Raw genomic sequence first — 11,189 nt, 5'->3', positions numbered from 1 at the left:
GGCAGCTCGTCGAGCCGGTCAGATGGGTCGACACCGTGCGACGGGCCGTGGCGGACGGTCACAACCTGCTCGTCGAAGTCGGGCCGGGCCGGGTCCTGACGGGATTCGCCAAGCGGATCGTTCCGGACGTCCGGGCGCTGGGGACCGCCCGTCCCCAGGCGATCGACGCGCTGCTCGCCACCGCCGGCCAGGGCGCGCCGCGGCCGGCGGTCCCCGCATAGCACACCGGCTGTGGCAGGCCGGTGTTCCCTCCCCGATCACGGTGTTCCGCGGCCAGGGGACCGGGCGGGAAACGAGAAAGGCACTGCCATCGCGACCGGGTGTCTCCCCGGTGCCGCGATTCGACGCTCCTGGATCACGAATTTCCGACCGGCCCGGAACGGATCCGCCCGGCCTGACCGACGTTCTGGCTCCGCGGGAGGCCGAGGCCCGAAAGGCCCGGTTCGTTCAACTAAAAATTTCATGTCGATACATACCTGTTATGACCATTTTCGACTGTATCGACCCGCACTGTGTCACAGCTGCCAGCGCATCTCGATCCGCTGCGCGATCCGAGTGAAAGGAAGGACAGTCCCATGACCGACACCGCCGCCTTCTCCACCGCTGTCCAGGAGGCCGTCGCCGACGCCCTCGGCCTGGACGAGACCGAGGTCTCCCCGTCGTCCACCCTGATCGGGGATCTCGGCGCGGAATCGATCGACCTGCTGGACATCCTTTTCCGTATCGAGCGGAAGACCGGCGTGAAGATCCAGGCGGCCGACATAGGCAACCACATCCAGGGCGGTATCCCGGACTCGGAGTTCGGCGACGAGAACGAGATCATCACCCCGGTCGGCCTGGCCCAGCTGAAGAAGGTCATGCCGCAGATCGACGCCGAGGAACTGGCCGGAAAGCTCCCGGCCGACCAGGTGATGAGCCTGTTCACCGTGCAGAATCTCGTCGACCTGGCGGTCCTGCGCGCCACGGTCACGGTGAGCGCCTGAGCGCTCCGGCACCGGGTTCCGGTGGCAGGGCTCGGCATCTGGAGGCTCCGGCAACGGGATTCCGCCGTGGTCACTCCGTCCGGGTGACCACGGCGGGGGATGACCCCGGCGGGGCCGCGCGCCGCGCCCTGTCGCGCACCCGTCGACGCACCGGCGGCGAGCACCGGTAACGGACCGGCGGCAACGAACACCGGCGGCGAACACCCACGCCCACCGGCGGCACCGACCCGCGGCGCCNNNCCCGCGGCGCCGGCCGGCGGTACGGATCGACGGCACCGATCGACGACCAGCGACACCGGCCGACGTGGCCGGCCGGCCGCAACGACAGGAAGGGAAGCGACGTGACAAAGCTGGCAGGGCAGGTCGCCCTTGTCACGGGGGCGTCCCGCGGCATCGGCCGCGCGATCGCCCTGGCTCTCGCGGACGACGGCGCGCACGTCGCCGTGAACTACCGGTCCCGCGTCGACGAGGCGCAGGCCGTCGTCGAGGAGATCGAGAAGGCCGGTGGGAAGGCCGTCGCGCTCGCCGCCGACGTCGCGGACCCCGAGCAGGCCGGCACGCTGGTGGAGCGGGCCCGCGCCGAGCTGGGCGGGCTGCACATCCTCGTGAACAACGCGGGGATCACCCGGGACGGACTGATCTACACCATGGCGCCGGCGGACTGGCTCGAGGTCATGCGGGTCAACTTCGGCGGGGTCTTCAACTGCACACAGGCCGTGATGGGCCACTTCATGGCGGAACGCGCCGGCGCCATCATCAACATCTCCTCGGTGATGGGCGAGCGGGCCTGGACCGGCGAGTCCGCGTACGCGGCGTCCAAGGGGGCGATCAACGCCTTCACCCGCAACTGCGCGCTGGAGCTGGCCCGCTTCAAGGTGCGGGTCAACGCCGTGCTCCCGGGCTTCGTCCCCACCGATCTTGTCGGCGGGCTGCTGGCCAGGGACGGCGGGAAGGCCATCAAACGGCGCATCCCCCTGCGGGAGTTCGCCACCCCCGAACAGGTCGCCCGGGTGGTGGCCTTCGTCGCCGGGCCCGACGCCGAGTACATGACCGGGGAACTGCTGCGCGTGGACGGCGGGGCCGCGGCCGTGCTCGGCACCGGCCGTCCCGACTGAAGCACCCGGGACTTCGGGGGCCCCGGCAGTCCGGGCTCGCCGGCGGCGCGGAGGGAACATGACCGCGCTCCCCGCGGGCGGGCGGGCCGGCAGCCGACAGGCGCGTGAACCGACAGGAAGGCAGGCGCGGCCGATGCGCTTTCATCTCGTTGACCGGATCGACTCCTGGGAGTCGAACCGGCGGATCGTCGGGCGCAAGGTGACGTCCGGCACGGAGCAGTTCTGGCGGGCCGGCCTCACCGGGCCGGTCATGCCGCCGCCGCTGGTGCTCGAGGCCCTCTGCCAGGCGGGCACCTGGCTGGTGATGATGAGCAGCGGGCACCGTAAACGGGCCGCGCTGCTGTCCGTGGGCGAGGTGTCGTTCCTCGGTGATGTCACACCGGGTGACGTGCTGCTGCTCGACGGCACGGTCGTGTCGATCTCGGACGAGGTCGCCGTCCTGGACGGGACGGTCAGCGTCGGCGAGCGCACCGTGCTCACCGCGACGTCCATCATGTGTGCCCTCATCGACGCCGAGCGGCTGGACGACCCGGTCGCCACGGCCCGGATGGCTGACCAGCTGACCGGGGCGGTGAGCGCACCGTGAGGCGCGTGGCGATCACCGGGCTCGGCGCGGTCACCCCGGTCGGCAACGACGCGGCCACCACCTGGACGAACCTCGTCGCCGGCCGCAGCGGGGTGGGCCGGCTGACCACCTTCGACACCTCGACGTTCTCGGTCCGCATCGGCGGTCAGGTCCGGGACTTCAACCTGCGCGATCTCGTTCCCGAGGCCACCGGCTGGCGGCACCTGTCGCGGGCCGGCGGGTTCGGGCTGGCGGCGGCGGCGGAGGCGTTGCGCGAAGCCAAGGTCACCCCCGCCACCTACGACCCCGACGAGTGTGGCGTCGCGATGGGCGGCAGCGTCGGACGCCCGGAGCTCCAGCAGGTCGTGGACATCGGCTACCTGCGGGAACGCACCGACAACCGGGAGATCTTCCGGCATCCGCCCGGCGACGTGCTGCTGCGTGACCAGAACGTGCCGGTCGCCGCGATAGCGCGGCTGGCCGCCTGCACCGGGCCGATGGTCAGCGTCAGCACCGCCTGCTCCGGGTCGGGGCACGCCATCGGGGAGGCGTTCCGGCACATCCAGGACGGTGACGCGACGCTCATGCTCGCCGGCGGTTTCGACGCCCTGACCACCTGGATGGACCTGCTGGGCTTCAGCCTGCTCGGCGCGCTGACCGACCGTTACAACGACGACCCGACGCGGGCCTCGCGCCCGTTCGACGCAGACCGGTCGGGCTTCGTCATCGGGGAGGGCGCGGTCGTCGTCGTGCTGGAGGAGCTGTCCGCGGCCAGGGCGCGCGGGGCGCCGATCCTCGCCGAGCTCCTCGGCTACAGCTCGACCCTGAACGCCTACCGGATCACCGACTCGCCGCCGGACGGCCGCGGCGCCATCCAGGTGATGGCCCAGGCGCTGGCCGAGTCCGGGCTCGGACCCGCCGGCATCGACTACGTCGTCGCGCACGGGACGGGCACCCCGGGCAACGACGCCTCCGAGACAACGGCGATCAAGGAGGTGTTCGGCGCCGACGCCCACCGCCTCGTGGTGAGCTCGCCGAAGTCGATGACCGGCCATCTCACCTCGGCCAGCGCCGCGCTGAACCTGCTCGCCGCGCTCGGTGCCATTCAGCACTCGGTCGTCCCGCCGACGGTGAACCTCGACACCGCGGATCCCAGGCTCGACCTCGACTACGTCCCGCTGGTGGCCCGGCCGATGCCGGTGTCGGGCGTCATGGTCAACGCGTTCGCGTTCGGCGGGACCAACACCTGCCTGGTGGTCGGCACCCCCAAGGAGGAATCATGACCGGCGCCGACATCGGCTCGGAACCGCTGCCGACAGCCTTCGACCGGCTCGTCCAGCTTGAACACGGCCGGCAGGCGGTAGCTATCCGTAACGTCCCTGGGACGCTGGACGTCTTCGACAGCCACTTCCCGCGCTTCCCCGTACTGCCGGGCATGCTGCTCTTCGAGAGCATGGTGGCTCTGGCCGGGGTGGTCCTGGCCGCGCCGGGGGAACGCTGGCGGCTGTCCGGGGCGCGGGTGGTGCGCTTCCGCCACTTCGTCCGGCCCGGCGACCAGGCGGAGATCACCGTGCGGGTCCTCGACCGCGGTCAGCAGACCGCCCGGTGCACCGCCTCGGTCACCGTCGACGGGCGTCCCGTCGCCTCCGCCCGGGCGCTGGACCTGCTGCGGGAACCATCGATGCTGGCGGCGACGGTATGAGCGGGCAGCATGCGAGAAAAGTCGTGATCACCGGGATCGGGCTGCTCACAGCACTCGGTGAGGGCGTCCAGGACACCTGGGACGGGATACTGGCGGGCCGCGGCGGCGTGGCGCCCCTGCGCGGGTACGACCCGTCGTCACTGCGCACCCAGCTGGGCGCCCAACTGGTGGACTTCGACCCCAGGCGGTACGTCAGCCGCCGGACGCTGCGCAAGATGACCCCCAACGACGAGATCGCGATGGTCGGCGCCGTCCTCGCGCTGCGTGACGCCGGCCTGGAGGACCAGCGGCCCTTCGGCGAGCGGGCCGGTCTCTTCGTCGGCGGCAACAAGGAGCTCTCCCGGCCGGAGGGGGTGGTGGCCGGGGCGCTGGCCGCCCGCGCCGACGACGGCCGCGCCGACTACCACCGACTCGGACGGGTCGCGTCCTCCACGCTGACACCGCTGTTCTACGTCGAGGGGCTGCAGGCGGCGTCGCTGTTCTACATCTCCGAGGCGTACGGCTTCCTCGGCCCCAACGCCTACTTCGCGGGCACGGCCGAGGCGGGGGCGAGCGCGGTGGGACGCGCGGCGCGCGCGGTACGGCGCGGCGAGGCCGATCTGGCGCTCGCCGGCGGGTTCGACGACCCGACCTCCTGGTGGTCGATGTCGAAGATGGACGGGCTCGGCGTGCTGTCGTCCCGCAACGAGCTGGGTGCGGCGGCCTGCCGGCCCTACGACCGGACCCGCAGCGGATCGGTCTTCGGCGACGGCGCCGCCTTCCTCGTCCTGGAGGAGCGCGAGGCCGCGCTGGCCCGGGGTGCCCGCTGCTACGCCGAGATACGCGGGGTGGGCGCCGGTAACGACGGCGGCATGGTCGTCACGCCCGACCCGAACGGCCGCGGGCTGGTCCGCGCGATCACGGCGGCGCTGCGGGACGCGGACATGCCCGCCGAGGACGTCTCCTATATCGCCTCGCACGGCTGCGCGACCACGCTCGGGGACCTCAGCGAGACCCAGGCGATCCGCCGGTCGCTCGCGGCCCACGCCGACAGCGTGTGGGCGAGCAGCGTCAAGCCGCAGACCGGGCATCTCGTCGCCGGGGCCGGGGCGCTGAACGCGGCGATCGCCGCGCTGGCGCTGGACGCGGGCGTGGCCCCGGCCACGGCCAACCTCGACGATCCCGACCCGGGCTGCGACCTCGACTGGATACCCGGCCAGCCCCGCGAGGCCCGGCTGACCGGTGCGCTCGCGCTCGCCCGCGGCCTGGCGGGCCAGCAGGTGGCGCTCGCCCTGGGCAGGGCGGCATGACCGGGCCCCGTCCTGGGCAGGGCGGCATGACCCCGCCGGCGCCGCCCGGCGGTCCTCGTCCGGGCAGCGCTCCGCGGCACGGCGATCCCGGTATCGGTCTTCGTGCCAGTAGCGATTTTCGTTCCGACAGCCGTTCCAACAGCCGTTCCGACAGCGACGGAGAGGAGCCCGACATGGCAGAGGTGACACAGACCGCCGGTGACGCCGATCGGGTGGTCGTCACCGGTCTGGGAGCGGTGACGGCGCAGGGCGTCGGCGTGGCGAAACTGTGGGAGGGAGTCCGGGCGGGCCAGGTAGCGATCCGTCCGGTGAAGAACCTGCCGATGGACGGCTACCGCACCGCCCTCGGCGGGGAGGTGCAGGAACCGGCCATCCCCGCCCACCCGTGGCCACTGGAGGTCAGCAGAGAGCCAGCGCTGGACTTCGCCCTCGTCGCGGCCGAGGAGGCGATGGCCGCGTGTGGCATCGGTGTCGACACCACCGGCGTCGGTACTACCGGCGTCGGTACTACCAGCGTCACCGGTGTCGGCACCGCCGCTGGCGCCGGGGGCGCTGCCGGGGCTGCGGGCGCACCGGGCACGCTGCTGCCCGCGCGGCGGTGGGGCGTCGTGCTCGGTAGCTGCAACGGCGGGCTGGTCAGCGGCGAGCGGGCCCTGCGCGACGAACTCGAAGGCCGGACACCGGACTGGCGGCACACCCTGGTGGTCTCCCCGCAGGCGATCGCCGAGGCGCTCGGCGCCGCCTTCGGCCTGCGCGGGCCGGTGCTGTCGGTCAACACCGCGTGCGCCTCCGGGGCGCACGCGATCGCCCACGCCACCGAACTGATCGTCACCGGCCAGGCGGACGCCGTCCTCGTCGGCGGCACCGACGCCTTCTCCGACGTGGTCTTCGCCGGTTTCAACAGCCTGGAGTCGCTCGCGGTGGGACCGGCCGCGCCGTACTCGAAGGACCGCGACGGGCTGTCCCTCGGCGAGGGTGCCGGCATGCTCGTCCTGGTCCGCGCCGACATCGCGCGGGCGGCCGGTGCCCGCGTGTTCGCCGAGGTCCTCGGCTACGGCTTCTCGGCGGACGGGTACCACCCGACCGCGCCGCATCCGCAGGGGGCGGGCGCCGCCCGGGCGATCACCGCCGCGCTCTCCCGCGCGGGCGTCGCCGCCGACGAGGTCGGGTACGTCAACGGCCACGGCACCGGCACACCCAAGAACGACCCGGCCGAGAGCAACGCGATCCGCGCGGCCCTCGGGGAGGCGGCCGGGACGGTCGCGCTCAGCAGCACCAAGTCGATGGTGGGCCACCTGCTCGGAGCTGCGGGGGCGGTCGAGAGCATTGTCACGATCCTCGCCCTCGACGAGCAGGTCGCCCCGCCGACCGCCGGGTTCACCGGCGTCGACCCCCAGTGCGGGCTCGACGTCGTGCCGAACGAGGCCCGACCGCTGGCCATGGACGTCGCGGTGTCCAACAACTTCGCGTTCGCCGGCGCCAACGCCTCGGTCGTCTTCGGCCGTCCTGGCCGGCGGACCGCCGCGCCGGCCGGCCAGGACCGGGACCGGCAGCGGGGGCAGGAGCGGGAACCGGTTGTGATCACCGGGCTGGCCGCGCTGACGCCCGCCGGCACGAGCGTGGCCGAGCTGTGGGAGGCCTACCAGGCCGCCGGGAGCGCCAGCGGCGCGGATGCCAGCCAGGCTGCCGGCCACATCGGTGTCGGCCACGTCGAGTTCGACCCGGCGGCCTACCTGCCCGCGCGCCAGCGGCGGCGGCTGGACCGGCTCGGGCTGCTGGCCGTCGCGTCCTGCCAGGACGCCCTCGCCGATGCCGGGCTCGCCGACGTCGCGCGGCCCGCGACCGGGATCGGCGTCATCCTGGGCACCGGCCTGGGGCCGATGGAGAGCATGGAGCGTTTCACCACGCCGCTGCTGACCGAGGGCCCGGCGGCGGCGAACCCCGCGGTGTTCCCCAACACCGTGTACAACGCCGCGGCCGGCCAGGTGGCGATGCTGCTGGGGCTGACCGGGGTCACCTCGACGGTGACCGCCATGCACGCGGCCGGCGCGGCCGCCCTGTGCGTCGCCGCCGACCTGCTGCGCGCCGGTGCGGCGGACGCGATCGTCTGCCCCGCCGTCGACGTGCTGCCGCCGGCCGTGGTGAACGCGTACCGCCGGACCCCTCTGTTCGCCGGCGCCGGCGGTGCGTACACGCTGGCGGAGGCCGGTTTCGCGCTGGTGCTGGAGCGGCTGTCGGTGGCCCGGGCACGCAGCGCCCGGATCCGCGCGGTGGTCTCCGGGCACGGTATCGCCTCGGACGCCCGGGGCGTGGGCCGCTGGGACGCCCGTNTGGCGGCGGCCGGTGTCGAGCCGGGCGCCCTGTCCGCGGTCTGGGCCAACGCCGCCGGGATCCGGGCTGTCGACCGGCCGGAGCGGGCCGCTCTCGGCCGGGTGTTCGGCCCGGCCGGGCCCCGCGTCGAGACGCCCAAGCGCAGCCTGGGCGNGGGCGAGCCGGTCGGGGCGGGCGCGCACCTGTCGGCGGTCCTCGCCGTGGCGGGGTGGGAGGCCGGCGGGGCCGCCGGCCCCGTCCTGGTGAACAGCTCCTCCCTCGGCGGCACGCACGTCAGCCTCGTCCTGGCTGGCCCGGGGCACGGCGATCACGCCGGCCCGGAAGTCAACGATCATGTTTTCGATGCCGCGGGCGCCGCGGGCTCCCGGAAGGAGCGGTGATGACCAGCCACCATGTCCGGATTGTGAGCACCGGCGGCTACCTGCCCGGCGAACCGCTGTCCAACGACGACCTGGAGCGGTTGTGCGGCCCGTTGCCGGACGACGTGCTCGACGGTCTCCAGGTGCGCCGCCGCCACTGGATGATCGATCCGGGCACCGGCGAGCACCTGGTGAACAACAGCGAGATGGCCACGGCCGCGGCCCGGCAGGCGCTCGACCGCGCCGGGCTCGAGCCCGGTGACGTCGACCTGCTGGTGATGTCGACGTCCTCCCCGGAGTACCCGCTGCCCGCGGCGGTCACCTTCGTGCAGGAACGTCTCGGCCTGGCCCGGTGCGCGGTCGTGGAGGTCCGGTCCGGGTGCGCGGGGGCGATGCACGCGCTCGACATCGCCCGCCGTCAGCTGGCCGACGGCTCCGCGCGGACCGCGGTGGTCATCGGCAGCGAGGCGACGTCACCGGTGCTCGCCCCGATCTTCCTGGGCCGCCGCCCGGACGCCGTCCGGCTGCGGGACCGGATCGCCATCTACAACTTCGGTGACGGGGCGGGGGCGATGGTGCTGCGCGCCGAGCCCGCCGGGCCGGGGGAGCCGGCGAGCTTCCATGCCAGCGTCAACGCCTGCATGGGCGGGGACCGCAAGCCCGGCATGCAGATCATCGGCGGTGGTACCCACGCTCCCGTGGCCGAGCAGATGCGCGGCCGGCGTCCGGTCGACCTGCGCCTCGACGTGGTCGAGTCGGCCAGCTTCGGGCCGCGTGTGTTCGTCACCGCCCTGGACGAGCTGCTGCGCCGCAGCGGTCTGAGCCTGCGGGAGGTCGACGCGTGCGTCGTGCCCGAGGGCAACGCCGGCTACTTCAACGGCGAGCTCGAAGCCGCGGGGCTGTCCGCCGAGGACTGCAAGCTGCTCGCGGGCAGGATCGTGGAGAACCTGACCGACGTCGGGGCGACCGGCTCCGCCGCCGTGCCCCTGGCGCTGGATGACGCCTGGACTTCCGGGCGGATCCGGCCCGGCGACCAGGTGCTGCTGCTGGCGATCGAGACCAGCAGGTGGCTGTACGCCGGGCTCTCGCTCACCTGGAGCGCCCCCTGGCCAGGGGGCGACCGGCCGGGCGCCGATCTGTCAGCCACGGACCTGTCAGCCGTCGGGCTGGCAGCCACGGGTGTGAACGGACAGGCCGAGCCACGATGAGCGTCCGCCAGGATGCCGAGCGCGACTCCTACGACGTCGTCGTGATCGGTAGCGGGCTCGGCGGCCTGACCGCCGCCGCGCTGCTCGCCCGCTGGGGCCGCCGGGTGCTGGTGGTCGAACGCCATGACCGGATCGGTGGTTACGCGCATGCGTTCACCCGCCGTCGACACCGTTTCGACTCCGCGGTGCACCTGGTCGCGGGCGGCCCGCCGGTCACCGTGGGAAATCCGGGAATCATGCCGGTGCTGCTGGATCTGCTGGGTGTTGCCGACCGCCTTGAGTTCCACCGGCTGGATCCCTTCTACCGGGTGGTCCTTCCCGGTTTCCAGCTCGACGTCCCAGCCGGCCCCGATTTCCTGGACGCGCACGTGGCGCGTTTTCCCGCGGAGCGGACGGGGCTGCGCCGGATGCAGCGCCTGTCGACGCTGCTCACCCGCGAGGTGCAGCGACTGCCCGCCGACCTGCCGACCGCCGAACTACACGACAGTGATTTTCCGTTGCTGCACCGGTACCGTCAGGCAACCGTTTCCGACGTGCTCGACGAGCACCTGCGCGACGCACGGCTTAAAACGGCACTGACGGCGCTGTGGCCGTATCTGGGGGTACCGCCGTCGGTCCTGGCCTTCGACGTGTGGTCACTCATGCTCACGACATACCTGGAGTTCGGCGCGTACTACTGCGCGGGCAGCTTTCAACGGCTGGTGGACGCGTTCGGTGCCAGCGTGACCGGCAATGGTGGGGAGGTGATGGTGCGCACGACCGCGCGGCGGATTCTCGTCGAGCGGGGCAGGGTGACCGGGGTCGTGCTCGACAACGGCCAGCGGGTCACCGCGAAGGCCGTCGTCTCCAATGCCGATCCGTTGCAGACCTGCGAGGAACTCGTCGGTACCGAGAACGTCGACGGAGGCTATCTCGCGCTGCTGCGCTCGATGCGCTGTTCCCTGTCGGCGGCGGTGCTGTACCTGGCCACCGACATGGATCTCGGCGGGGAGGGCATGGCGCACGAGACCTTCGTCTTCGACGGATGGGAGCACGACGCCACCTATGCGGGGATGCTCACGGGTGCGGTACCCGCACTGACGGTGAGCGTCCCGACGCTGAGCGATCCGTCGCTGTCTCGGGACGGAATGCATCTGGTCACCGCTGTGGCACTGCTTCCATATGACGCGGTGGCATCGTGGCGCCACAGCAAGCCGCGATACGAGCGTCTGATCATGGACAAGCTCGGGGAACTGATCCCGGGCATCGGGGGCAGGGCGGTGCTGGCCGAAGGCGGCACGCCGCGGACGATGGAGCGCTACACCCTGAACCTGCGCGGCGCCATCTACGGCTGGGAACACGCACCCGACCAGACCACCACCGACCGGCTGCCGCACCGGACCCCCGTCGAGGGACTGTATCTTTCCGGGCACTGGACGCAGCCCGGGGGAGGCGTCCTGTCAGTGATCAGTTCGGGCGTCCAGACCGCCGAGATGCTCACCGGCGCGTCAGTGCTGGAACGTCCGCGACCGGTGCCCTTCTTCGCCGCGGCGGCCGGCTGAGTCGTGCCTCCCTGCCGGGACGGTCGGCCTTGCCGGGACGTTCGGCTGAGGCGTGCCACGCGGCCGTGTGTGTCACGGTGCCCGACGATTTCCGGC

Annotated in this window: 10 protein-coding genes (1 of these 10 running past the window's edge); all 10 read left to right on the top strand. The window is 72.8% G+C overall.

Going from position 1 to position 11,189, the window contains the following annotated elements:
* A protein-coding gene (locus tag FrCorBMG51_RS05095) for an ACP S-malonyltransferase (protein ID WP_235433322.1) crosses the window boundary here: on the top strand, positions 1–559 show its end. Its footprint begins 944 nt before the window's first position; 559 of the gene's 1,503 nt are visible here — the last part of the coding sequence; the start codon falls outside the window, past its left edge; the stop codon is at positions 557–559.
* A 16-nt stretch (positions 560–575) separates the two neighbouring features.
* Positions 576–983: an acyl carrier protein gene (locus FrCorBMG51_RS05090; protein WP_047221944.1), complete on the top strand. Its 408-nt coding sequence runs from the start codon at positions 576–578 to the stop codon at positions 981–983.
* Between the two features lie 341 nt (positions 984–1,324).
* The gene (locus FrCorBMG51_RS05085) at positions 1,325–2,098 is read left to right on the top strand and encodes an SDR family NAD(P)-dependent oxidoreductase (RefSeq protein WP_047221943.1); all 774 of its coding nucleotides are present in this window, start codon (positions 1,325–1,327) and stop codon (positions 2,096–2,098) included.
* A gap of 58 nt (positions 2,099–2,156) precedes the next feature.
* Complete coding sequence (locus FrCorBMG51_RS05080; protein ID WP_235433321.1) at positions 2,157–2,684, top strand: 3-hydroxyacyl-ACP dehydratase FabZ family protein; 528 nt, start codon at positions 2,157–2,159, stop codon at positions 2,682–2,684.
* Between the two features lie 5 nt (positions 2,685–2,689).
* The gene (locus tag FrCorBMG51_RS05075; protein WP_235433320.1) at positions 2,690–3,946 is read left to right on the top strand and encodes a beta-ketoacyl-[acyl-carrier-protein] synthase family protein; all 1,257 of its coding nucleotides are present in this window, start codon (positions 2,690–2,692) and stop codon (positions 3,944–3,946) included.
* A complete protein-coding gene (locus FrCorBMG51_RS05070) occupies positions 3,943–4,365 on the top strand; it encodes a 3-hydroxyacyl-ACP dehydratase FabZ family protein (RefSeq protein WP_047221940.1) in 423 nt (140 codons plus the stop codon). The genes FrCorBMG51_RS05075 and FrCorBMG51_RS05070 overlap by 4 nt, the downstream gene beginning before the upstream one ends.
* Entirely contained in the window at positions 4,362–5,654 is a 1,293-nt protein-coding gene (locus tag FrCorBMG51_RS05065) for a beta-ketoacyl-[acyl-carrier-protein] synthase family protein (RefSeq protein ID WP_047221939.1), read from the top strand. Before FrCorBMG51_RS05070 ends, FrCorBMG51_RS05065 begins: the two co-directional genes overlap by 4 nt.
* Positions 5,651–8,365: a beta-ketoacyl synthase N-terminal-like domain-containing protein gene (locus tag FrCorBMG51_RS05060; protein WP_476742108.1), complete on the top strand. Its 2,715-nt coding sequence runs from the start codon at positions 5,651–5,653 to the stop codon at positions 8,363–8,365. The genes FrCorBMG51_RS05065 and FrCorBMG51_RS05060 overlap by 4 nt, the downstream gene beginning before the upstream one ends.
* Entirely contained in the window at positions 8,365–9,552 is a 1,188-nt protein-coding gene (locus FrCorBMG51_RS05055) for a 3-oxoacyl-ACP synthase III family protein (protein WP_047221937.1), read from the top strand. The genes FrCorBMG51_RS05060 and FrCorBMG51_RS05055 overlap by 1 nt, the downstream gene beginning before the upstream one ends.
* Complete coding sequence (locus FrCorBMG51_RS05050; protein WP_047221936.1) at positions 9,549–11,093, top strand: phytoene desaturase family protein; 1,545 nt, start codon at positions 9,549–9,551, stop codon at positions 11,091–11,093. Before FrCorBMG51_RS05055 ends, FrCorBMG51_RS05050 begins: the two co-directional genes overlap by 4 nt.
* Positions 11,094–11,189 lie beyond the last annotated feature (96 nt).

Origin of the sequence: Protofrankia coriariae (genome assembly GCF_001017755.1) — a bacterium.
Classification (GTDB): domain Bacteria; phylum Actinomycetota; class Actinomycetes; order Frankiales; family Frankiaceae; genus Protofrankia; species Protofrankia coriariae.
Note: the sequence above shows the minus strand (reverse complement) of the source record. Positions and strands in the feature narration are given on the sequence as shown.